Annotated in this window: 19 protein-coding genes; 17 read left to right on the forward strand and 2 right to left on the reverse strand. The window is 58.2% G+C overall.

Features of this window, described 5'->3' with window-relative positions:
- Positions 1 to 127: 127 nt before the first annotated feature.
- Together AC4PS7_RS05525 and AC4PS7_RS05530 are read left to right on the forward strand one after the other, a co-directional pair.
- Positions 128 to 439, forward strand: a complete 312-nt coding sequence (locus tag AC4PS7_RS05525; protein ID WP_010211745.1) for a DUF485 domain-containing protein — start codon at positions 128 to 130, stop codon at positions 437 to 439.
- The gene (locus tag AC4PS7_RS05530; protein WP_010211744.1) at positions 436 to 2,094 is read left to right on the forward strand and encodes a cation acetate symporter; all 1,659 of its coding nucleotides are present in this window, start codon (positions 436 to 438) and stop codon (positions 2,092 to 2,094) included. The genes AC4PS7_RS05525 and AC4PS7_RS05530 overlap by 4 nt, the downstream gene beginning before the upstream one ends.
- A 306-nt stretch (positions 2,095 to 2,400) precedes the next feature.
- Here the strand turns inward: AC4PS7_RS05530 and gltA are convergent, their stop codons facing one another.
- Positions 2,401 to 3,690, reverse strand: a complete 1,290-nt coding sequence (gene gltA, locus AC4PS7_RS05535; protein ID WP_003204440.1) for a citrate synthase — start codon at positions 3,688 to 3,690, stop codon at positions 2,401 to 2,403.
- Between the two features lie 364 nt (positions 3,691 to 4,054).
- Between gltA and sdhC the strand changes: the two genes are divergently transcribed.
- From sdhC to AC4PS7_RS05590, 11 genes are all read left to right on the forward strand, one after another.
- Positions 4,055 to 4,429 (forward strand): succinate dehydrogenase, cytochrome b556 subunit, encoded by a 375-nt coding sequence (gene sdhC, locus AC4PS7_RS05540; protein ID WP_003172804.1) that lies wholly within the window; start codon positions 4,055 to 4,057, stop codon positions 4,427 to 4,429.
- Entirely contained in the window at positions 4,423 to 4,791 is a 369-nt protein-coding gene (sdhD, locus tag AC4PS7_RS05545; RefSeq protein WP_003172805.1) for a succinate dehydrogenase, hydrophobic membrane anchor protein, read from the forward strand. Before sdhC ends, sdhD begins: the two co-directional genes overlap by 7 nt.
- 3 nt (positions 4,792 to 4,794) lie before the next feature.
- Positions 4,795 to 6,567, forward strand: coding sequence for a succinate dehydrogenase flavoprotein subunit (gene sdhA / locus AC4PS7_RS05550; RefSeq protein ID WP_010211741.1), 1,773 nt, complete (start codon positions 4,795 to 4,797; stop codon positions 6,565 to 6,567).
- Between the two features lie 11 nt (positions 6,568 to 6,578).
- Complete coding sequence (locus tag AC4PS7_RS05555) at positions 6,579 to 7,283, forward strand: succinate dehydrogenase iron-sulfur subunit (protein WP_492179188.1); 705 nt, start codon at positions 6,579 to 6,581, stop codon at positions 7,281 to 7,283.
- A gap of 262 nt (positions 7,284 to 7,545) precedes the next feature.
- On the forward strand, positions 7,546 to 10,377 hold the full coding sequence (locus AC4PS7_RS05560; RefSeq protein WP_010211737.1) for a 2-oxoglutarate dehydrogenase E1 component: 2,832 nt from the start codon (positions 7,546 to 7,548) through the stop codon (positions 10,375 to 10,377).
- A 44-nt stretch (positions 10,378 to 10,421) separates the two neighbouring features.
- Positions 10,422 to 11,648, forward strand: a complete 1,227-nt coding sequence (gene odhB / locus AC4PS7_RS05565) for a 2-oxoglutarate dehydrogenase complex dihydrolipoyllysine-residue succinyltransferase (RefSeq protein WP_010211736.1) — start codon at positions 10,422 to 10,424, stop codon at positions 11,646 to 11,648.
- A 100-nt stretch (positions 11,649 to 11,748) separates the two neighbouring features.
- A complete protein-coding gene (gene lpdA, locus AC4PS7_RS05570; RefSeq protein ID WP_010211733.1) occupies positions 11,749 to 13,185 on the forward strand; it encodes a dihydrolipoyl dehydrogenase in 1,437 nt (478 codons plus the stop codon).
- Positions 13,186 to 13,389: 204 nt separating this feature from the next.
- A complete protein-coding gene (gene sucC, locus AC4PS7_RS05575) occupies positions 13,390 to 14,556 on the forward strand; it encodes an ADP-forming succinate--CoA ligase subunit beta (RefSeq protein WP_003233235.1) in 1,167 nt (388 codons plus the stop codon).
- Positions 14,556 to 15,437, forward strand: coding sequence for a succinate--CoA ligase subunit alpha (gene sucD / locus AC4PS7_RS05580; RefSeq protein WP_003172813.1), 882 nt, complete (start codon positions 14,556 to 14,558; stop codon positions 15,435 to 15,437). Before sucC ends, sucD begins: the two co-directional genes overlap by 1 nt.
- 416 nt (positions 15,438 to 15,853) lie before the next feature.
- Positions 15,854 to 17,167 (forward strand): branched-chain amino acid transport system II carrier protein, encoded by a 1,314-nt coding sequence (brnQ, locus tag AC4PS7_RS05585; protein ID WP_492179191.1) that lies wholly within the window; start codon positions 15,854 to 15,856, stop codon positions 17,165 to 17,167.
- A 167-nt stretch (positions 17,168 to 17,334) separates the two neighbouring features.
- Positions 17,335 to 18,072 carry a DUF599 domain-containing protein gene (locus tag AC4PS7_RS05590; RefSeq protein WP_010211727.1) on the forward strand — a complete coding sequence of 246 codons (738 nt, stop codon included), beginning with the start codon at positions 17,335 to 17,337 and terminating at the stop codon, positions 18,070 to 18,072.
- Between the two features lie 90 nt (positions 18,073 to 18,162).
- Here AC4PS7_RS05590 and AC4PS7_RS05595 read toward each other — a convergent pair whose 3' ends face one another.
- Positions 18,163 to 18,414, reverse strand: a complete 252-nt coding sequence (locus AC4PS7_RS05595; protein WP_010211724.1) for a hypothetical protein — start codon at positions 18,412 to 18,414, stop codon at positions 18,163 to 18,165.
- Positions 18,415 to 18,571: 157 nt separating this feature from the next.
- On the opposite strand from AC4PS7_RS05595, the gene AC4PS7_RS05600 reads away from it, so the two are divergent.
- The 4 genes from AC4PS7_RS05600 (at position 18,572) to AC4PS7_RS05615 (ending at position 22,322) form a co-directional block, all read left to right on the forward strand.
- Positions 18,572 to 19,048, forward strand: coding sequence for a PaaI family thioesterase (locus AC4PS7_RS05600; protein ID WP_492179194.1), 477 nt, complete (start codon positions 18,572 to 18,574; stop codon positions 19,046 to 19,048).
- Positions 19,045 to 19,497, forward strand: a complete 453-nt coding sequence (locus tag AC4PS7_RS05605; protein ID WP_010211720.1) for a PaaI family thioesterase — start codon at positions 19,045 to 19,047, stop codon at positions 19,495 to 19,497. The genes AC4PS7_RS05600 and AC4PS7_RS05605 overlap by 4 nt, the downstream gene beginning before the upstream one ends.
- 89 nt (positions 19,498 to 19,586) lie before the next feature.
- Complete coding sequence (gene htpG, locus AC4PS7_RS05610; protein ID WP_010211718.1) at positions 19,587 to 21,491, forward strand: molecular chaperone HtpG; 1,905 nt, start codon at positions 19,587 to 19,589, stop codon at positions 21,489 to 21,491.
- Between the two features lie 102 nt (positions 21,492 to 21,593).
- Complete coding sequence (locus tag AC4PS7_RS05615) at positions 21,594 to 22,322, forward strand: dienelactone hydrolase family protein (RefSeq protein ID WP_021492553.1); 729 nt, start codon at positions 21,594 to 21,596, stop codon at positions 22,320 to 22,322.
- Positions 22,323 to 22,471 lie beyond the last annotated feature (149 nt).

Genomic DNA, 22,471 nt, shown 5'->3' on the forward strand with positions numbered 1-22,471 from the left:
CTTCCTGTGCTCGCGCAAACCCTCGCTACACTCCCTCTAATACTAAGGTCGTCTGGAACCTGTTCCGCAGCCGCATACAGTGGATACGTTCCAATAATAAAAAAGCTGTGCTGCGAGGATAAAAACAATGAACGACAGCATTTACCTCTCGATTCAAAACAGCCCGCGTTTCAAGGAGCTGGTGAGAAAAAGGGAAAGGTTCGCCTGGATTCTCTCGGCGATCATGCTAGGGCTTTACTCCGCTTTCATCCTGTTGATCGCCTATGGGCCACAATTACTGGGGGCCAAGATCAGCCCCGGTTCGTCGATCACCTGGGGCATTCCCCTGGGCGTCGGGCTGATTGTGTCCGCTTTCGTCCTGACCGGCATCTATGTGCGTCGGGCCAATGGCGAGTTTGACGACCTGAACAATGCGATTCTCAAGGAGGCTGCGCAATGATCCGGCGTCTACTGGCAATATTGGGTGCTTCGATCTTTGCTCCAGCCGTTTGGGCGGCGGACGCATTGACCGGTGAAGTGCACAAGCAACCCCTGAACGTTTCGGCCATCGTGATGTTCGTCGTGTTTGTCGGCGCCACCCTGTGCATCACCTATTGGGCCTCCAAGCGCAACAAGTCGGCAGCCGACTACTACGCGGCCGGCGGCAAGATCACCGGTTTCCAGAACGGCCTGGCGATTGCCGGTGACTACATGTCGGCGGCGTCCTTCTTGGGGATTTCCGCGCTGGTCTACACCTCCGGTTATGACGGCCTGATCTATTCGATCGGCTTCCTGGTGGGCTGGCCGATCATTCTGTTCCTGATCGCCGAGCGCCTGCGTAACCTGGGCAAGTACACCTTTGCCGACGTGGCGTCCTATCGCTTGGGCCAGACCCAGATCCGCAGCCTGTCGGCTTGTGGTTCGCTGGTGGTGGTGGCGTTCTACCTGATCGCGCAGATGGTTGGTGCGGGCAAGCTGATTCAACTGCTGTTCGGCCTGGACTACCATGTAGCGGTGATCCTGGTGGGTATCCTGATGGTGCTCTATGTGCTGTTCGGCGGCATGCTGGCGACCACTTGGGTACAAATCATCAAGGCCGTGCTGTTGCTGTCGGGGGCCTCGTTCATGGCGCTGATGGTGATGAAGCATGTCAACTTCGACTTCAATGCCCTGTTCTCCGAGGCGATCAAGGTTCACCCTAAAGGTGAGGCGATCATGAGCCCCGGCGGCTTGGTGAAAGACCCGATTTCAGCGTTCTCCCTCGGGCTTGCGTTGATGTTCGGTACGGCTGGCCTGCCACACATCCTGATGCGCTTCTTCACCGTCAGCGACGCTAAAGAAGCGCGCAAGAGCGTGTTCTACGCCACAGGTTTCATCGGTTACTTCTACATCCTGACCTTCATCATCGGCTTTGGCGCGATCCTGCTGGTCAGCACCAATCCGGCGTTCAAGGATGCAGCAGGCGCCTTGATGGGCGGCAACAACATGGCGGCAGTGCACCTGGCCAACGCGGTGGGTGGCAGTATCTTCCTGGGCTTCATCTCGGCCGTGGCCTTCGCCACCATTCTCGCGGTGGTTGCCGGTCTGACCCTGGCCGGTGCTTCGGCGGTGTCCCATGACCTGTACGCCAGCGTGATCAAGAAAGGCAAGGCCAACGACAAGGACGAGATTCGCGTCTCGAAGATCACCACGATTGCCTTGGGCGTCTTGGCTATCGGCCTGGGTATCCTGTTCGAAAGCCAGAACATTGCGTTCATGGTCGGCCTGGCGTTCTCCATTGCTGCCAGTTGTAACTTCCCGGTGTTGCTGCTTTCCATGTACTGGAAAAACCTCACCACCCGTGGTGCGATGATTGGTGGTTGGCTGGGGCTGGTCAGTGCCGTTGGCCTGATGGTGCTGGGCCCGACCATCTGGGTGTCGATCCTGCACCATGAAAAAGCCATCTTCCCTTATGAGTACCCGGCGCTGTTCTCGATGATCATTGCGTTCGTCGGCATCTGGTTCTTCTCCATCACCGACAAGTCGTCGGCGGCAGAGAAAGAACGTGCGCTGTACTTCCCGCAGTTTGTGCGTTCGCAGACTGGCCTGGGGTCGAGTGGGGCTGTTAGCCACTAACCGCTGTAACCGCTACAAAAAAATGCCCCGGTCGTGAGATCGGGGCATTTTTTTGCTTTTATTGGTAACGGATTCCACAAAACTGTTTCTCAAATCCTGTATCAATAAAAGTGCCTTCACCTTGGCTGGGTCAACCACGATCCATTCTAGTGGCCGGCTTGCCGACGATAGCCCTCCTTGAACCTGGAGCTATGCTTGCGGGCCTTATCGCTGGCCAGCCAACGCCTGCGGAGGTCGGTGCTGGCAGAAACAAATAAGGCCTCCAGAGGAGGCCTTATTCAGTGCAACTAATAAGCGGTTGAATGCTTACTTGCGATCTTCCAGCTGGGTGATGTCACGCGACTCGTAGCCGGTGTACAGCTGGCGTGGGCGGCCAATCTTGTAAGGGCTGGAGAGCATTTCTTTCCAGTGGGAGATCCAGCCCACGGTCCGCGCCAGGGCGAAGATCACGGTGAACATGCTGGTTGGAATGCCGATCGCCTTGAGGATGATCCCCGAGTAGAAGTCGACGTTCGGGTACAGCGAGCGTTCGATGAAGTACGGGTCGGTCAGGGCGATCTCTTCCAGGCGCATGGCCAGTTCGAGTTGCGGATCGTTCTTGATGCCCAGTTCCTTCAACACTTCGTCGCAGGTCTGCTTCATCACGGTGGCGCGCGGGTCGCGGTTCTTGTAGACCCGGTGACCGAAGCCCATCAACTTGAACGGATCGTTCTTGTCCTTTGCCTTGGCGATGAACTTGTCGATGTTCGAGACATCGCCGATTTCATCGAGCATGGTCAATACGGCTTCGTTCGCACCGCCGTGGGCAGGGCCCCACAGTGCGGCGATACCGGCGGCGATACAGGCGAACGGGTTGGCACCCGAAGAGCCTGCCAGGCGGACGGTAGAGGTGGAGGCGTTCTGTTCGTGGTCGGCATGGAGGATGAAGATCCGGTCCATGGCCTTGGCCAGCACCGGGCTGATCGGTTTGATCTCGCACGGCGTGTTGAACATCATGTGCAGGAAGTTTTCCGCGTACGTCAGGTCGTTGCGCGGGTACATCATGGGTTGGCCCATGGAGTACTTGTAAACCATTGCGGCCAGGGTCGGCATCTTGGCAACCAGGCGGATCGCGGAGATTTCGCGATGCTGCGGGTTATTGATGTCGAGGGAGTCGTGATAGAAGGCCGACAGGGCGCCGACCACGCCGCACATGACGGCCATCGGGTGGGCGTCGCGACGGAAGCCGTTGAAGAAGGTCTTCAACTGCTCGTGAACCATGGTGTGGTTCTTCACGGTGCTGACAAACTGGGCTTTCTGCTCGGCTGTTGGCAATTCGCCATTTAGCAGCAGGTAGCAGGTTTCCAGATAGTCCGATTTCTCGGCCAGTTGCTCGATCGGGTAGCCGCGATGCAGCAAAATGCCATTATCACCATCGATGTAGGTGATCTTCGACTCGCAAGAGGCGGTCGACATGAAGCCTGGGTCGAATGTGAAACGGCCCGTGGCCGTCAGGCCCCGTACGTCGATAACATCGGGACCAACGGTGCCGGTTAAAATGGGCAGCTCGACGGGGGCTGCGCCCTCGATGATCAACTGCGCTTTTTTGTCAGCCATGTGGCCTCCTATTTATGCTTCAAATCATCAGACAGACCCCCCACGCAGGGCCCGCACCACTATATTGATATAAATCCAGATGTCAATTTGCCTAAAGTCTTGCAGCAGAAGGCTTTAACCGTACTTTTTCCTCGAAATTGACTGCCGTTTACGCCTTTTATTCCCCCAGCGCAATCCGCTATTAGGGTGAGGAGTGCGCGTTGTCATTAGTAACCTAACTGTCTATACTCGGCCACCGACCGCCAAGGGCTTTTGGGCTTGCTTTCATTGGGGGTCGCACTCCCTGGGTGGTGCTTACCTGACCAGTGCACTCCCCAACAACTTTGCCCTGATTGTTAGGGGCTCTTCAGTGTGAAAAAAAGCCGTGAATAGCCAACGACCTGTAAACCTAGACCTAAGGACCATCAAACTCCCCATCACCGGCGTTACGTCGTTCCTGCACCGTGTTTCCGGCATCATCCTGTTCCTGGGCTTGGGCATCATGCTTTATGCATTGAGCAAATCCCTGGGTTCCGAGGAAGGATACGCCGAGGTGAAGGCATGCTTGACCAGCCCGCTGGCCAAGTTCGTAGCATGGGGCCTCCTGTCCGCTCTGCTGTATCACCTGGTAGCCGGTGTGCGCCACTTGATCATGGATATGGGCATCGGTGAGACGCTGGAAGGCGGCCGCCTGGGCTCGAAAATCATCATCGCCATTTCCGTGGTGCTGATCGTTCTGGCAGGAGTTTGGATATGGTAACCAGCGTTACGAATCTGTCGCGTTCGGGCCTCTATGACTGGATGGCACAGCGTGTGTCTGCGGTCGTTCTCGCGGCTTATTTCATTTTCCTGATCGGATACCTCGTTGCAAATCCGGGTATCGGCTATGAGCAATGGCATGGCCTGTTCTCCCACAATGCAATGCGAATCTTCAGTCTGCTGGCCCTTGTTGCCCTGGGCGCACACGCCTGGGTCGGCATGTGGACCATCGCGACCGACTACCTGACGCCGATGGCGCTGGGCAAGTCCGCGACCGCAGTACGTTTCCTCTTCCAGGCAGTCTGCGGCGTCGCGATGTTCGCTTACTTCGTCTGGGGTGTGCAGATTCTTTGGGGTATCTGATTCATGGCTAACATTCCAACTATTTCATTCGACGCCATCATCATTGGTGGCGGCGGTGCTGGCATGCGCGCTGCGCTGCAGCTGGCCCAGGGCGGTCACAAGACTGCCGTGATCACCAAGGTGTTCCCGACCCGTTCCCACACCGTATCGGCCCAGGGTGGCATCACCTGCGCCATCGCCTCCGCCGACCCGAACGATGACTGGCGCTGGCACATGTACGATACCGTCAAGGGTTCCGACTACATCGGTGACCAGGACGCTATCGAATATATGTGTCAGGAAGGCCCGGCCGCGGTGTTCGAGCTGGACCACATGGGTCTGCCGTTCTCCCGCACCGAGCAAGGCCGTATCTACCAGCGTCCATTCGGCGGTCAGTCGAAGGATTACGGTAAAGGCGGGCAGGCTGCCCGTACTTGCGCCGCTTCCGACCGTACCGGTCACGCGCTGCTGCACACCCTTTATCAGGGCAACCTGAAAGCCGGTACCACGTTCCTGAACGAGTACTACGCGGTCGATCTGGTGAAGAACGCGCAAGGCGAGTTCGTCGGTGTGATCGCCATCTGCATCGAAACCGGTGAAACCACCTACATCCGCGCCAAGGCTACCGTGCTGGCGACTGGCGGTGCAGGCCGTATCTACGCGTCGACCACCAATGCCCTGATCAACACCGGTGACGGCGTCGGCATGGCACTGCGTGCCGGCGTACCGGTGCAAGACATCGAAATGTGGCAGTTCCACCCGACCGGCATCGCCGGCGCTGGTGTACTGGTGACCGAAGGTTGCCGTGGTGAAGGTGGCTACCTGATCAACAAGCACGGCGAGCGTTTCATGGAGCGTTACGCTCCGAACGCGAAAGACCTTGCTGGTCGTGACGTTGTTGCCCGTTCGATGGTTAAAGAGATCATCGCCGGTAATGGCTGTGGCCCGAATGGCGACCACGTGCTGCTGAAGCTCGATCACCTGGGCGAAGAAGTGCTGCACAGCCGTCTGCCAGGTATCTGCGAGCTGTCCAAGACTTTTGCTCACGTTGACCCGGTGGTTGCTCCGGTTCCGGTTGTTCCAACCTGCCACTATATGATGGGCGGCGTGCCGACCAACATCCACGGCCAGGCGATCACCCAGAACGCCGAAGGCGAGGACGAGATCATCCACGGTCTGTTCGCTGTAGGCGAAGTGGCTTGCGTATCGGTGCACGGTGCCAACCGTCTGGGCGGCAACTCGCTGCTCGACCTGGTGGTATTCGGCCGCGCTGCCGGCCTGCACCTGGAAAAGGCGCTGACCGACGGCATCGAATACGATGACGCGACCGATGCCAACATCGAGGCTGCACTGGCTCGCCTGAACGCTCTGAACGAGCGCACCGATGGCGAAGACGTGGCTACCCTGCGTCGCGAGCTGCAAAGCTGCATGCAGAACTACTTCGGTGTATTCCGTACCGGCGAATACATGCAGAAGGGTATTGCCCAGCTGGCCGATCTGCGCAAGCGCATCGCCAACGTCAAGATCAACGATAAGAGCCAGGCGTTCAACACTGCTCGTATCGAAGCCCTTGAGCTGCAAAACCTGCTGGAAGTGGCCGAAGCGACCGCAATCGCTGCCGAGGTTCGCAAGGAGTCCCGTGGTGCTCACGCCCGTGAAGACTTTGAAGATCGCGACGACGAAAACTGGTTGTGCCACACCCTGTACTTCCCGGGTGACAAGCGCGTGACCAAGCGTGCCGTGAATTTCTCGCCGAAGACGGTTCCGACGTTTGAACCGAAGATTCGGACTTACTAAGGGTGGCTGCCATGTTGAAAGTCAGTGTTTACCGCTACAACCCTGATCAGGACGCTGCGCCGTTCATGCAGGAATTCCAGGTCGATACCGGTGGTAAAGACTTGATGGTGCTGGATGTACTGGCACTGATCAAAGAGCAGGACGAAGGTTTCTCCTATCGTCGCTCTTGCCGTGAAGGTGTGTGCGGTTCCGACGGCATGAACATCAACGGCAAAAACGGCTTGGCGTGCATCACGCCGCTGTCCGCCGTGGTCAAAGGCAACAAGCTGATCGTTCGTCCACTGCCAGGTTTGCCGGTTATCCGTGACCTGGTCGTCGATATGAGCATCTTCTACAAGCAATACGAGAAAGTTAAGCCGTTCCTGCAGAACGACACGCCGGCTCCGGCCATCGAGCGTCTGCAGTCCCCGGAAGAGCGCGAGAAGCTCGACGGTCTGTACGAGTGCATCCTGTGCGCTTGCTGCTCGACTTCGTGCCCGTCCTTCTGGTGGAACCCGGACAAGTTCCTGGGTCCAGCTGCCCTGCTGCAAGCCTACCGCTTCCTGGCAGACAGCCGTGATACCAAGGCGTCCGAGCGTCTGGCTTCGCTGGATGACCCGTTCAGCGTATTCCGCTGCCGCGGGATCATGAACTGCGTCAACGTATGTCCCAAAGGCCTGAACCCGACTAAGGCCATTGGTCACATCCGTAACATGCTGCTGCAGAGCGGCGTGTAACCGACGTTGTAGTAAAGGCAGGACCGTTGTGCCCGTAAATGCTACGGCGCAGGCTTCAACCGGCGCCGTAGTTTTAACTTGAGCAGCGACTTACAAAGCCGCGGCTCTTATTTTGAAGAAATGAGACAAGCAGGGGCATTCGGGTTGGTACCCGAACTATCAGCGTGATCCTAAGTGGCTTGTTTTGGTCGCTGCACTTGGCCTTTTGCAAGCAAACTCGGTGTTTTCGCCGGTGGTGTCCCCAAATCGAGGGTGACCAAGCATGCAAGAAAGCGTGATGCAGCGCATGTGGAACAGCGGCTATCTTTCAGGTGGTAACGCTGCCTATGTGGAAGAGCTTTATGAGCTCTACCTGCACGACCCTAACGCTGTGCCAGAAGAATGGCGCACCAAATTTCAGACGTTGTCTTCAGACGGCAACGCTGCCACCGATGTATCGCACGCAACAATTCGCGATCAGTTCGTGCTGCTGGCAAAGAACCAGCGCCGCGCCCAACCGGTTTCCGCCGGCAGCGTGAGCAGTGAGCATGAGAAGAAGCAAGTTGAAGTATTGCGACTGATCCAGGCCTACCGGATGCGTGGCCACCAGGCGGCCCAGCTTGACCCGCTGGGGCTCTGGAAGCGTCCTGCACCTGCTGACCTGTCGATCAATCATTACGGCTTGACCAATGCCGATCTTGATACGACCTTCCGTGCCGGCGACCTGTTCATCGGCAAAGAGGAAGCGAGCCTACGCGAAATTCACGAAGCGTTGCAGCAGACATATTGCCGCACCATTGGCGCTGAGTTCACGCACATCACCGATTCCGAGCAACGCCACTGGTTCCAGCATCGCCTGGAAGGTGTGCGTGGTCGTCCGGTGCTGTCTGCCGACGTACGCAGCCACCTGCTCGAGCGCGTCACCGCTGCCGAAGGCCTGGAAAAATACCTGGGCACCAAATACCCGGGCACCAAGCGTTTCGGCCTGGAAGGCGGCGAAAGCCTGATCCCGATGCTCGACGAGCTGATCCAGCGTTCCGGTTCCTACGGCACCAAGGAAATCGTGATCGGCATGGCTCACCGTGGTCGCCTGAACGTGTTGGTCAACACCTTCGGCAAGAACCCGCGTGAGCTGTTCGACGAGTTCGAAGGCAAGAAGAAAGTCGAGTTGGGTTCCGGTGACGTTAAATACCACCAGGGCTTCTCGTCCAACGTGATGACCACCGGCGGTGAAGTTCACCTGGCCATGGCCTTCAACCCATCCCACCTGGAAATCGTTTCTCCAGTGGTCGAGGGTTCGGTCCGTGCCCGCCAGGATCGTCGTAACGACACCACCGGTGAAAAGGTCCTGCCGATTTCCATCCACGGTGACGCGGCATTCGCCGGTCAAGGCGTGGTCCTGGAAACTTTCCAGATGTCGCAGACCCGCGGCTTCAAGACCGGCGGTACCGTTCACATCGTCATCAACAACCAGGTTGGCTTCACCATCAGCAACCCGCTGGACGCGCGCTCTACCGAGTACGCTACCGACGTTGCCAAGATGATCCAGGCGCCGATTCTCCATGTGAATGGTGATGATCCGGAAGCCGTGCTGTTCGTGACCCAGCTTGCTATCGACTATCGCATGCAGTTCAAGCGTGACGTAGTGATCGATCTGGTTTGCTACCGTCGTCGCGGTCACAACGAAGCCGACGAACCAAGCGGCACCCAGCCGTTGATGTACCAGCAGATCACCAAGCAGCGCACCACCCGTGAGCTGTACGCCGAAAGCCTGACCAAGGCCGGTGTGGTTGACGATGCACGTGTTCAGGCCAAAGTCGATGAATACCGCAACGCGCTGGACAACGGTCTGCATGTAGTAAAAAGCCTGGTTAAAGAGCCGAACAAAGAGCTGTTCGTTGATTGGCGTCCATACCTGGGCCACGCCTGGACTGCGCGTCACGATACGTCGTTCGATCTGAAGACCTTGCAGGAATTGTCCGCCAAACTGCTGGAAATTCCTGAAGGTTTCGTGGTCCAGCGCCAAGTGGCGAAGATCTACGAAGACCGCCAGAAGATGCAAGCCGGCGGCCTGCCGATCAACTGGGGTTACGCCGAAACCATGGCGTACGCGACCCTGGCGTTCGAAGGTCACCCGATCCGCATGACCGGCCAGGACATCGGCCGTGGTACGTTCTCGCACCGTCACGCGGTATTGCACAACCAGAAAGACGCGGGCACCTATATCCCGTTGCAGAACCTGTATGAAGGCCAGCCACGTTTCGACTTGTACGACTCGTTCCTGTCCGAAGAAGCGGTTCTGGCGTTCGAATACGGTTACTCGACCACCACGCCAAACGCGCTGGTGATCTGGGAAGCTCAGTTCGGCGACTTCGCCAACGGTGCCCAAGTGGTTATCGACCAGTTCATCACCAGCGGCGAGCACAAGTGGGGTCGCCTGTGCGGTCTGACCATGCTGCTGCCACACGGTTATGAAGGTCAGGGTCCTGAGCACTCCTCGGCCCGTCTGGAGCGTTACCTGCAGCTGTGCGCCGAGCACAACATCCAGGTGTGCGTGCCGACTACGCCGGCCCAGATCTACCACTTGCTGCGTCGCCAGGTGATCCGCCCACTGCGCAAGCCGCTGGTAGTGCTGACGCCGAAGTCGCTGCTGCGTCATAAATTGGCCATCTCGACCCTGGAAGATCTGGCGGATGGTTCGTTCCAGACCGTGATCCCGGAAATCGACGCGCTGGACGCGGCAAAAGTGACGCGCCTGGTCCTGTGCAGCGGCAAGGTCTACTACGACCTGCTGGAAAAACGCCGTGCCGAAGGCCGCGAAGACATCGCCATCGTGCGTATCGAGCAGCTTTACCCGTTCCCGGAAGACGACCTGATGGAGGCCATCGCGCCTTACACCAACCTCACTAATGTGGTGTGGTGCCAGGAAGAACCGATGAACCAGGGCGCGTGGTACAGCAGCCAGCATCACCTGCGTCGCAGCATCGGCAACCACAACAAGGCCCTGGGCCTTGAATATGCCGGCCGTGATGCTTCCGCTGCACCTGCGTGTGGTTATGCGTCGATGCACGCCGAGCAGCAGGAAAAACTGCTGCAAGATGCTTTCACTGTTTAACGCCTTCGCGCTGACTGAAACCGAATTTTAAGGACCCACAGATAATGGCTATCGAAATCAAAGCCCCGTCATTCCCGGAATCGGTTGCCGATGGCACCGTTGCCACCTGGCACAAGAAACCAGGCGACGCTGTAAAGCGTGACGACCTGATCGTCGACATCGAGACCGACAAAGTCGTGCTGGAAGTGTTGGCCGAAGCTGACGGCGTGCTGGGCGCAATCGTTGCCGAAGAAGGCGCTACCGTGCTGTCGAACCAGGTACTGGGCTCGATCGAAGAGGGCAGCGCTGCTGCTGCCGCTCCTGCCGCTGCCGCTGCACCAGCTGCTGCTTCGGCTCCAGCCGCTGCTCCGGCTGCTGGTGGTGAAGATCCAATCGCTGCACCGGCTGCCCGTCAGCTGGCTGAAGAGAATGGCATCAACCTGGCTTCCATCAAGGGCACCGGCAAAGACGGCCGTGTGACCAAGGAAGACGTGGTTGCCGCTGTTGAAGCCAAGAAAAACGCTCCAGCTGCCGCACCTGCCAAGGCTGCCGCCCCGGCTGCCGCTGCTCCAGTGTTCGCCGCTGGCGACCGCACCGAGAAGCGTGTACCGATGACTCGTGTACGTGCCACCGTGGCCAAGCGTCTGGTTGAAGCACAGTCGAACATGGCGATGCTGACCACCTTCAACGAAGTCGACATGACCGAAGTCATGGCCCTGCGTTCGAAGTACAAGGATCTGTTCGAGAAGTCCCACAACGGCGTGCGCCTGGGCTTCATGTCCTTCTTCGTGAAAGCCGCCACCGAAGCGCTGAAACGCTTCCCGGCAGTGAACGCTTCCATCGACGGCAACGACATCGTTTACCATGGCTACGCAGACATCGGCGTTGCCGTGTCCAGCGACCGTGGCCTGGTGGTTCCAGTACTGCGTAACGCCGAGCTGATGAGCCTGGCCGAAATCGAAGGCGGCATCGCCACCTTCGGCAAGAAAGCCCGTGACGGCAAGCTGACCATCGACGAGATGACCGGCGGTACCTTCACCATCACCAACGGTGGTACCTTCGGTTCGATGATGTCGACCCCGATCGTCAACCCACCGCAAGCCGCGATCCTGGGCATGCACAACATCATCCAGCGTCCGATGGCCATCAACGGCCAAGTCGTGATCCGCCCAATGATGTACCTGGCGCTGTCGTACGATCACCGCCTGATCGATGGTAAAGAAGCCGTGACTTTCCTGGTGACCATCAAGAACCTGCTGGAAGACCCGGCTCGTCTGTTGCTGGATATCTGATTGAAGCAGCTGCAAGTTGCGAGCTACAAGCTGTAAGAAAAAAGCAGCTTGGCTTGCCGCTTGCGGCTAAAAGCTTGTCGCAAATAGAGGATCTATTTTCATGACACAGAAATTTGACGTCGTAGTGATTGGTGCAGGTCCTGGCGGCTACGTTGCCGCCATCAAGGCCGCACAATTGGGCCTCTCGACTGCTTGCATCGAAAAATACACCGACAAGGAAGGCAAACTGGCATTGGGCGGTACTTGCCTGAACGTTGGTTGCATTCCTTCCAAGGCGCTGCTGGACAGCTCCTGGAAATTCCACGAAGCCCAAGACGGCTTCGCGATCCACGGCATCCACCATGCTGGCGTGACCATGGACGTACCTGCAATGGTCGGCCGTAAAGCCAACATCGTCAAAGGCCTGACTTCCGGCGTTGCCACCTTGTTCAAGGCCAACGGTGTGACTTCCCTGCAAGGCCACGGCAAGCTGCTGGCCGGCAAGAAAGTTGAAATCACCAAGCCAGACGGTTCGACCGAGATCATCGAAGCCGAAAACGTGATCCTGGCTCCAGGCTCCCGTCCAATCGACATTCCGCCTGCTCCAGTTGACCAGAACGTGATCGTTGATTCGACCGGTGCCCTGGAATTCCAAGCCGTGCCTAAGCGCCTGGGCGTGATCGGCGCTGGCGTGATCGGCCTGGAACTGGGTTCGGTGTGGTCCCGCCTGGGTTCCGAAGTCACCGTGCTGGAAGCCCTGGACACGTTCCTGCTGGCTGCCGACACCGCTGTATCGAAAGAAGCCCTGAAAACCCTGACCAAACAAGGTCTGGACATCAAGCTGGGCGCTCGCGTGACCGGTTCGAAAGTCAACGGTGAAGAAGTTGTCGTCAACTACACCGACAAGGATGGCGAAAAGACCATCACTTTCGACAAGCTGATCGTAGCCGTTGGTCGCCGTCCAGTGACCACCGACCTGCTGGCAGCCGACAGCGGCGTGACCCTCGACGAGCGCGGTTACGTGCACGTTGACGATCACTGCGCGACCACCGTGCCGGGCGTCTACGCCATCGGCGACGTGGTGCGTGGCATGATGCTGGCGCACAAGGCTTCCGAAGAAGGCATCATGGTTGTCGAGCGCATCAAGGGCCACAAAACCCAGATGAACTACGACCTGATCCCATCGGTTATCTACACCCACCCGGAAATTGCATGGGTCGGCAAGAACGAACAGCAGTTGAAAGCTGAAGGCGTTGAAGTTAACGTCGGCACCTTCCCGTTTGCCGCTTCTGGCCGTGCCATGGCAGCCAACGACACCGGTGGTTTTGTCAAAGTCATTGCTGATGCCAAGACTGACCGCGTATTGGGCGTCCACGTGATTGGCCCAGGCGCAGCAGAACTGGTTCAGCAGGGCGCGATCGGTATGGAATTCGGCACCAGTGCCGAGGACATCGGCATGATGGTCTTCTCCCATCCGACGTTGTCCGAAGCGCTGCACGAAGCCGCGTTGGCAGTGAATGGCGGCGCCATCCACATCGCCAACAAGAAGAAGCGCTAAGCGAGATAATAAGAAACCACGGCGGAGTTGCCCGTCGTGAGCCTTGCGCGCAAGACTCACCGCGGAATATCCGCTGGACGCAGTCTTGCGCAGCTTTACGGGCCTTGAGCCCCGCAAGTTGCGCAAGCAGCAGTCACAGGTGGCGCGGCACTCATAATGAGCGCAGCGCCGAATGCGCAGTACCTAACGAAGACGGTAAAAAGCATGAATCTTCACGAGTATCAGGGTAAGCAGCTGTTCGCTGAATACGGCCTGCCAGTTTCCAAGGGCTACGCAGTAGACACCCCGGAAGCAGCAGCAGAAGCTTGCGACAAAATCGGCGGCACCGAGTGGGTTGTCAAAGCCCAGGTCCACGCTGGTGGTCGCGGTAAAGCGGGCGGCGTTAAGCTGGTTCGCAGCAAAGAAGACGCCAAAGCCTTCGCACAGCAGTGGCTGGGCAAGCGTCTGGTGACTTACCAGACTGATGCCAATGGCCAGCCAGTCACCAAGATCCTGGTTGAATCGTGCACTGATATCGCTAAAGAGCTGTACCTGGGCGCTGTCGTTGACCGTTCGAGCCGTCGCATCGTGTTCATGGCTTCCACCGAAGGTGGCGTGGACATCGAGAAAATCGCTCACGAAACCCCAGAAAAAATTCTGAAAGCCACTATCGATCCACTGGTGGGCGCTCAGCCATTCCAGGGTCGCGAGCTGGCTTTCCAGTTGGGTCTGGAAGGCAAGCAAGTTGCCCAGTTCGCCAAGATCTTCGTAGGTCTGGCCAAACTGTTCCAGGATCACGATCTGGCCCTGCTGGAAGTGAACCCGCTGGTGATCAAGGCTGACGGCGATCTGCACTGCCTCGACGCCAAGATCAACATCGACGCCAACGCCATGTACCGTCAGCCTAAGCTGAAGACTTTCCACGATCCGTCGCAAGACGATCCGCGCGAAGCGCACGCTGCCAAGTTCGAACTGAACTACGTAGCACTGGAAGGCAACATCGGTTGCATGGTCAACGGTGCTGGCCTGGCCATGGGTACCATGGACATCGTCAACCTGCATGGCGGCAAACCAGCCAACTTCCTCGACGTGGGCGGTGGTGCTACCAAGGAACGCGTAACCGAAGCCTTCAAGATCATCCTGTCCGACTCCAACGTCGCCGCAGTACTGGTCAACATCTTCGGCGGCATCGTTCGTTGCGACATGATTGCCGAAGGCATCATCGGTGCAGTGAAAGAAGTCGGCGTTAAAATCCCGGTTGTTGTTCGCCTTGAAGGCAACAACGCTGAACTGGGCGCTAAAGTACTGGCAGAAAGCGGTTTGAACATCATCGCGGCTACCAGCCTGACCGACGCTGCTCAACAAGTTGTCAAAGCTGCGGAGGGCAAATAATGAGCGTCCTGATCAATAAAGACACCAAAGTTATCTGCCAGGGTATTACCGGTTCGCAAGGTAGTTTCCACACCCAGCAAGCCATCGAATACGGCACCAAGATGGTCGGTGGTGTAACGCCTGGTAAAGGCGGCACCGAGCACCTGGGCCTGCCAGTGTTCAACACTGTGAAAGACGCTGTAGCTGCCACTGGCGCCACCGCCAGCGTGATCTACGTTCCAGCTCCTTTCTGCAAGGACTCGATCCTGGAAGCAGCATTCGGCGGCATCAAGCTGATCGTTTGCATCACCGAAGGCATTCCTACCCTGGACATGCTGGACGCTAAAGTTAAGTGCGACGAGCTGGGCGTAGTCCTGATCGGCCCTAACTGCCCAGGCGTGATCACTCCAGGCGAATGCAAGATCGGCATCATGCCAGGTCACATTCACTTGCCAGGTAAAGTCGGTATCGTTTCCCGTTCCGGCACCCTGACCTACGAAGCTGTCAAGCAAACGACTGACGCCGGTTTCGGCCAGTCGACTTGCGTCGGCATCGGTGGTGACCCGATCCCAGGCTCGAACTTCATCGACATCCTGAAGCTGTTCCAGGAAGACCCGAAGACCGAAGCGATCGTGATGATCGGTGAGATCGGCGGTTCGGCTGAAGAAGAAGCGGCTGCCTACATCAAGGCACACGTGACCAAGCCGGTTGTTTCCTACATCGCTGGTGTGACTGCCCCTGCGGGCAAGCGCATGGGCCATGCTGGCGCAATCATCTCTGGCGGCAAAGGCACTGCAGACGAGAAATTCGCTGCGCTGCAAGACGCAGGCGTTAAAACCGTGCGTTCGCTGGCAGACATCGGCAAGGCGCTGGCCGAGCTGACCGGTTGGGCTGTCAAGTAAGCCTCGCGCTTAACTGACGCTTCACCACACAAAGGCCACCTTCGGGTGGCCTTTGTGCATTCTGAAGTTGGTGAAGATCTAGGTGGGGGAGCGGGCTTGCTCACGAAAGCGGCGTGTCAGTCAGCTTGCGAGTGGCTGATACACCGCTTTCGTGAGCAAGCCCGCTCCCACATCCGGTCGCATTTCAAAATTTAGATATGAAAACGCGACATAAAAATGTCGCTTATCGGACAGTTCGCCCCCCAACAGTGCGTTTGACCCGCAAATTCGTTAGGCTAGCCGCCTCTTTATGCGTGCGCATCCCAAAAGGAAGCCCCGCGCTAGACCGGTCGGCTCCCATAAGGGCCGACAGTATTTCCCTCATCCATAGGGAATCCCTCTCTAAATTCCGATTCAGTAGTGTGGTATTTCCTCAAATGAAAGTGTTGAAAAGCCAGGATGTCCTGGCGTTGGGCTTTATGACTTTTGCCCTGTTCGTGGGCGCCGGCAACATCATCTTCCCGCCTATCGTTGGTTTGCAGTCCGGGCCTCATGTCTGGATGGCAGCGCTGGGCTTTTTGGTCACCGCAGTGGGTTTGCCGGTGGTCACCGTGATCGCCCTGGCCAAGGTGGGTGGCGGTATGGACGCGCTGAGCAGCCCGATCGGCAAGATCGCCGGCGGCCTGCTGGCGGCGGCGGCGTATCTGGCGGTAGGGCCGCTGTTCGCCACCCCGCGTACTGCGACCGTATCCTTCGAGGTGGGCCTGGCGCCGCTGACCGGCGAAAGCCCGCTGGCACTGTTCCTCTACAGCTCGGTGTATTTCCTGGTGGTGTTTTTTGTCTCCCTCTACCCAGGTCGACTGCTGGACACCGTAGGTCGCTTCCTGGCGCCGCTGAAGATCATCGCGCTGGCCATCCTCGGTATCGCCGCATTTGCCTTGCCGGCCGGCGACGTGGGCGTCGCTACCCAGGAATACGTGGCTGCACCGTTCTCCCAAGGTTTCATCAATGGTTACCTGACCATGGATACCCTGGGCGCCCTGGTTTTCGGCATCGTGATCGTCAATGCCATTCGCTCCCGTGGCGTCGAGTCGCCGAAGCTGATTACCCGCTACGCCATCATTGCCGGCCTGATCGCCGGTGTGGGCCTGGCACTGGTGTATATCAGCCTGTTCCGCCTTGGCTCAGGCAGCCATGAAATCGCCGCCGGTGCTGCCAATGGCGCCGCGGTATTGCACGCCTATGTGCAACACACGTTTGGCTCGCTGGGCAGCGGCTTCCTGGCTGTGCTGATTTCCCTGGCGTGCCTGGTCACGGCGGTCGGCCTGACCTGTGCCTGCGCCGAGTACTTCAGCCGTATCCTGCCGTTGTCCTACAAGACCCTGGTGGTGATCCTGGCGCTGTTCTCGCTGTTCGTGTCCAACCTGGGTCTGACCAAGCTGATTGCCTTCTCGATCCCGGTACTGACCGCGATCTACCCGCCGTGCATCGTGCTGGTGGCGTTGAGCTTCTGCAAAGACTTCTGGCTAGAGCAGGGTCGTATTGTCGGCCCGGTGATGCTGGTGTCGTTCATCTTTGGCTGCATCGATGCGCTCAAGGGCGCTGGCCTGGCGGATTGGATGCCTGCACAGTTGGCCAACCTGCCGCTGAGCGAGCAGGGCCTGGCGTGGTTGGTGCCGTCGGTGATGACGCTGGCTGTGGCGTTTGCGGTTGATCGTATGCTGGGCAAGCGCAGCGAAGCGATCGCTTAAGTCACGTTTTCCGCTGTACTGAAATGCCTCGTATCAATCGATACGGGGCATTTTTTATGCTTATGAGACAACAACCTTCTAAAGTTGGAGCTCGGTAAATGGGGAGCGGGCTTGCTCCCACATTTGGACCGCGCCCGCCACTCCATTTTTTGTGTAACAGGACCCACATGTCGTTCGTCGAAGCCAATCAGATCCACCTGCTTGCCGCCCTCTGGTTCGTCCTGTGCTGGGGCGGCTATACCCGTTACGCCGCCTGGAAAGCCCGCGACACAGCCTGCCTGGCCAGTGTGTTGCATCTGTATCGCGAAGACTGGATGCGCCGCATGCTGCTGCGCGACAACCGCATCGCCGACGCCAGCGTGATCGGTAACCTGGAGCGCAACGCCTCGTTCTTCGCCTCCAGCACCTTGATTATCCTCGCCGGCATTCTCACCGTGCTCGGCGCTTCCGAGCGCGCGGTGTCGTTGCTGGCGGATATTCCCATGGTGCAGCAGGCTTCCCAGGGCATGTCGGAGATCAAGCTGCTGTGCCTGGCGCTGGTGTTCGTCTATGCGTTTTTCACATTCAGCTGGTGCATGCGACAGTACAATTTCGCGGCGGTGCTGGTGGGGTCGGCGCCGATGATCGGTGAGCGGCATGTGTCGGAGCAGGAGCGCAATGCGTTTGCCCTGCGCGCGGCGCGGGTGATCTCCATGGCTGCCAACCAGTTCAACTTCGGCCTGCGCTCTTACTACTTCGGCATGACCATGCTGGCGTGGTTTGTCAGCCCCTGGTTGTTCATGTTGATGAGCAGTGGGGTGGTGTTGGTGCTGTACCGTCGGGAGTTTCATTCCGACGTGCTGCAAGTGATGGTGTATACGCAGACGGACACACCGCCGCCGGAAGCGGTTAAAGAAGCTGCTTAACTAAACCTTCAGATAAAAACCCCAGACAAAGTAAAGCCCGCTATCTAAGCGGGCTTTCTTTTTGCAGCCAAGCTATTTCAAGCCGCGGTCTCAAGAACCGGTGGCAGGGGTAGCAGGTGCTGCTTCTTTTGCGGCGGCTTCGTTCGATTCAGCCTGAGCTTTGGCAGCATCGGCGTTTTCTTTCGCAGCGTCGTTCACTTTATCCTGAGCCTTCGCCATGTCTTTCTGAGCTTGCTCAGAGTGCGCGGCGGCGTCTTGGGCTTTGTCTTCGGATTTCTTGTCGCAGGCAGCGAGACCGAGGGCAGCGGCGAGCATCATGGAAATAGCTAAAGTCTTGCGCATGGGTGTTTCTCCTTATTGAAGATATCTACTGGCCTTTCGAGCATGGCGGTTCGGCATTAGTTCCTTTTATTCCATAGATATATAAATCGCTGCCTAACCGGAACTTTTGTCCGGACCCTCGATTTCGCGGATCAACATTAATAAGAGTCTTTAACGAATGACCGAAAATCCCCTGTTGGCGCGCGCGACGCGCTTTGTTTCGGCCTTGCGCCATTGCCAGGTGCTGGGCATTACCGCTCATCAGGCCAGCGAGGAGGGCATTACCTTGGTCATGCCCTACGCCCCGCATTTGGTGGGCGATCCCCGGTCGGGCGTGATCCACGGCGGCGCGCTGACCTCCCTGATGGACACCGCCTGTGGCATGGCCACCCTTTGTGTATTGCCGGAATTCGAGGTGTGCCCGACCCTCGACTTGCGTGTTGACTACATGCATCCCGCTGCGCCGCACCAGCCGGTGTACGGCTTCGCCCAATGCTACCGGGTGACCACCGACGTGATCTTCACCCGTGGCTTTGCCTATCAGGATGATCCGCAACAACCCATCGCCCATGTGGTGGGCACGTTTATGCGCATGGGCAAGCGCCTCAAGGGTGCGCAAGGGTGGGGCAACACGATCAAGGGAGCGCAGGCATGACGCACCGATTCAAGACCCGCCTGGAACAGGCCCATGAGCGCGGCGATTATGAGGCGTTGCTCAACCTGATCCCCTACGCCAAGCTCATCGGTATCGAATGCACTCGGCTGGGGGATGAGCTGCTGTTCCGGCTGCCCGCCAACAAGGACAATATTGGTAACCCCATATTGCCGGCACTGCACGGCGGCGTGATCGCCGGCTTCATGGAGCTGTCCGCCGCGCTGCACCTGCTGGTCTTCACCGGTGCGCCGGGCATTCCGAAAATCATCGACTTTTCCCTGGATTACCTGCGCGCCGGGCAGTTTCGCGACACCTACGCCAAATGCCAGGTCTGGCGTCAAGGCCGACGGGTGGCAAACGTCGCGATCACTGCCTGGCAAAGCACTGCCGCAGAACCCATCGCCACCGCCCGCGCGCATTTCAAGATCGAGGAATCGAGCCGCCCTTGAAATCCTGGTCTTAGCCCCCAACTTTGATGACAACCCGCCGCCAACCCTCAAGGGCGCGGCCACTGCCATCCAATTGGAGTTTGATGACCATGAGTGTGGAAACTCAAAAGGAAACCCTGGGCTTCCAGACCGAGGTGAAGCAACTGCTGCACCTCATGATCCATTCGCTGTATTCCAACAAGGAAATCTTCCTTCGCGAATTGATCTCGAACGCCTCTGACGCTGTCGACAAATTACGTTTCGAAGCCCTGTCCAAGCCTGAGTTGCTGGAAGGTGGCGCCGAACTGAAAATCCGTGTGAGCTTCGACAAGGACGCCAAGACCGTCACCCTCGAAGACAACGGCATCGGCATGAGCCGCGAAGACGCGATTACCCACTTGGGCACCATCGCCAAATCCGGTACTGCCGACTTCATGAAAAACCTGTCGGGCGACCAGAAGAAAGATTCGCACCTGATCGGCCAGTTCGGCGTGGGCTTCTACTCGGCCTTCATCGTGGCCGACAAAGTAGAAGTGTTCAGCCGCCGTGCCGGCCTCGACGCCAGCGAAGGCGTGCACTGGTCGTCCAAAGGTGAGGGCGAATTCGAAATCGCCACTATCGACAAGGCCGACCGTGGCACCCGTATCGTCCTGCACCTTAAATCGGGTGAAGACGAATTCGCCGATGGCTGGCGCCTGCGTAACATCGTCAAGAAGTATTCCGATCACATCGCCCTGCCGATCGAACTGCCGAAAGAACAGGCTGCCGCTGAAGGCGAAGAGGCTCCAGCCCAGGAATGGGAAGTGGTCAACCGCGCCAGCGCGCTGTGGACCCGTCCGCGTACCGAGATCAAGGACGAGGAATACCAGGAGTTCTACAAGCACATCGGTCACGATTACGAAAACCCGCTGAGCTGGAGCCACAACAAGGTCGAAGGCAAGCTGGAATACAGCTCGCTGCTCTACGTACCGGCGCGTGCTCCGTTCGACCTGTACCAGCGTGAAGCGCCGAAAGGCCTGAAGCTCTACGTGCAGCGTGTGTTCGTGATGGACCAGGCGGAATCCTTCCTGCCGTTGTACCTGCGCTTCATCAAGGGCGTGGTCGACTCCAACGATTTGTCGCTGAACGTTTCGCGGGAAATCCTGCAGAAAGATCCGATCATCGACTCTATGAAGTCGGCGCTGACCAAGCGCGTACTCGACATGCTGGAAAAACTGGCGAAGAACGAGCCTGAGCAATACAAAGGCTTCTGGAAAAACTTCGGCCAGGTCATGAAAGAAGGCCCGGCGGAAGATTTCGCCAACAAGGAAAAAATCGCCGGCCTGCTGCGCTTTGCCTCGACGCATGAAGAGGGCGGCGAGCAGGTTGTGTCCCTGGCCGAGTACCTGGCACGCGCCAAGGAAGGTCAGGACAAGATCTACTACCTGACTGGCGAAACCTACGCCCAGGTCAAGAACAGCCCGCACCTGGAAGTCTTCCGCAAGAAAGGCATCGAAGTGTTGCTGCTGACCGACCGTATCGATGAGTGGCTGATGAGCTACCTCAACGAATTCGATGGCAAGTCCTTTGTCGACGTGGCCCGTGGTGACCTGGACCTGGGTAACCTCGACTCCGAAGAAGAGAAGAAAGAAGCCGAAGAAGTCGCCAAGTCCAAAGAAGGCCTGGTTGAGCGGATCAAGGCGTCCCTGGGCGATGCCGTCAGCGAAGTGCGCGTGTCGCACCGTCTGACCGATTCCCCGGCGATCCTGGCGATCGGCGAGCAGGACCTGGGCATGCAGATGCGCCAGATCCTCGAAGCCAGTGGCCAGAAGGTTCCGGATTCCAAGCCGATCTTCGAATTCAACCCGGCACACCCGCTGATCGAGAAACTCGACGGCGAGCAAAGCGAAGAGCGGTTTGGCGACCTGTCGCACATCCTCTTCGACCAGGCGGCCCTGGCCGCTGGCGACAGCTTGAAAGACCCGGCCGCCTATGTGCGCCGCCTGAACAAGCTGTTGGTTGAACTGTCGGTTTGACCCTGAAGTAAAAAAACCCGCTTCGGCGGGTTTTTTCGTTCTGGCGCTCCAACAGGGAGCACGTTGCGCCGAATGGTTAATTCACCTCAACTGGAGTAAACGATGAGCCAAGTCACTGTACGTTCCGTGGTCTATCAGATTGATGGCCAGTCCTATGAAAGCCGCCTGGCGTTCGATGCCAGCCACAAGGGCCCGCTGCCGGGCCTGCTGATGGCGCCGAACTGGATGGGCGTGAGTGCGGGGGCTGAGGAGATCGCCAAAAGCGTGGCCGGCAAGGGCTACGTGGTACTGATCGCCGACCTCTACGGCCAGACTGTGCGCCCTTCGAATGGTGATGAGGCCGGCGCTGCGATGATGCCGCTGAAGAACGACCGTGCGTTGTTGAACAAGCGCATGCAGGCGGCATTCGAGCAACTGCAGGGCCAGACCGAGGCCGCCGTTGATACGTCGAAACTGGCGACCTTTGGTTTCTGTTTCGGCGGTTGCTGCTCCCTGGAACTGGCGCGTACCGGTGTGCCGGTCAAGGCTGCCATCTCGTTCCACGGCACCCTCGACACGCCGAACCCGGCGGACGCGAAGAACATCAAAGGCTCTGTGCTGGTCCTGCATGGCGCTTGCGACCCGTTGGTGCCCAAAGAGCAACTGCCGGCGTTCGAAGATGAAATGAACGCGGCGGGCGTGGATTGGCAATTGCTGAGCTACGGCGGCGCGGTGCATTCCTTCACCGACCCGCATGCAAACGTGCCGGGCAAAATGATGTACGACGCGAAGACTGCCAAGCGGGCGTTCCAGTCGATGCATAACCTGTTGGATGAAGTGTTCAAGGGCTAATACTTTAGCGCTTGTTCGGACCTCTTCGCGAGCAAGCCCGCTCCCACATTCGACCGCATTCCTACAGGGTAAATGGGGTCGAGTGTGGGAGCGGGCTTGCTCGCGAATGCTATCTCACAGGCAATTCAATTCTTTCGGACTCACCCGGC

This window comes from Pseudomonas sp. DW-iso3, assembly GCF_058725305.1.

What these genes read in the sequence shown, in the direction of transcription:
- AC4PS7_RS05615 (WP_021492553.1), top strand. Translation starts at nt 21,594, where the DNA reads ATGAGCCAAGTCACTGTACGTTCCGTGGTCTATCAGATTGATGGCCAG.
- AC4PS7_RS05590 (WP_010211727.1), top strand. Translation starts at nt 17,335, where the DNA reads ATGTCGTTCGTCGAAGCCAATCAGATCCACCTGCTTGCCGCCCTCTGG.
- AC4PS7_RS05525 (WP_010211745.1), top strand. Translation starts at nt 128, where the DNA reads ATGAACGACAGCATTTACCTCTCGATTCAAAACAGCCCGCGTTTCAAG.
- AC4PS7_RS05560 (WP_010211737.1), top strand. Translation starts at nt 7,546, where the DNA reads ATGCAAGAAAGCGTGATGCAGCGCATGTGGAACAGCGGCTATCTTTCA.
- sdhA (WP_010211741.1), top strand. Translation starts at nt 4,795, where the DNA reads ATGGCTAACATTCCAACTATTTCATTCGACGCCATCATCATTGGTGGC.
- AC4PS7_RS05605 (WP_010211720.1), top strand. Translation starts at nt 19,045, where the DNA reads ATGACGCACCGATTCAAGACCCGCCTGGAACAGGCCCATGAGCGCGGC.
- AC4PS7_RS05595 (WP_010211724.1), bottom strand. Translation starts at nt 18,414, where the DNA reads ATGCGCAAGACTTTAGCTATTTCCATGATGCTCGCCGCTGCCCTCGGT.
- AC4PS7_RS05600 (WP_492179194.1), top strand. Translation starts at nt 18,572, where the DNA reads ATGACCGAAAATCCCCTGTTGGCGCGCGCGACGCGCTTTGTTTCGGCC.
- odhB (WP_010211736.1), top strand. Translation starts at nt 10,422, where the DNA reads ATGGCTATCGAAATCAAAGCCCCGTCATTCCCGGAATCGGTTGCCGAT.
- AC4PS7_RS05555 (WP_492179188.1), top strand. Translation starts at nt 6,579, where the DNA reads ATGTTGAAAGTCAGTGTTTACCGCTACAACCCTGATCAGGACGCTGCG.
- sucC (WP_003233235.1), top strand. Translation starts at nt 13,390, where the DNA reads ATGAATCTTCACGAGTATCAGGGTAAGCAGCTGTTCGCTGAATACGGC.
- lpdA (WP_010211733.1), top strand. Translation starts at nt 11,749, where the DNA reads ATGACACAGAAATTTGACGTCGTAGTGATTGGTGCAGGTCCTGGCGGC.
- sucD (WP_003172813.1), top strand. Translation starts at nt 14,556, where the DNA reads ATGAGCGTCCTGATCAATAAAGACACCAAAGTTATCTGCCAGGGTATT.
- brnQ (WP_492179191.1), top strand. Translation starts at nt 15,854, where the DNA reads ATGAAAGTGTTGAAAAGCCAGGATGTCCTGGCGTTGGGCTTTATGACT.
- gltA (WP_003204440.1), bottom strand. Translation starts at nt 3,690, where the DNA reads ATGGCTGACAAAAAAGCGCAGTTGATCATCGAGGGCGCAGCCCCCGTC.
- AC4PS7_RS05530 (WP_010211744.1), top strand. Translation starts at nt 436, where the DNA reads ATGATCCGGCGTCTACTGGCAATATTGGGTGCTTCGATCTTTGCTCCA.
- sdhD (WP_003172805.1), top strand. Translation starts at nt 4,423, where the DNA reads ATGGTAACCAGCGTTACGAATCTGTCGCGTTCGGGCCTCTATGACTGG.
- htpG (WP_010211718.1), top strand. Translation starts at nt 19,587, where the DNA reads ATGAGTGTGGAAACTCAAAAGGAAACCCTGGGCTTCCAGACCGAGGTG.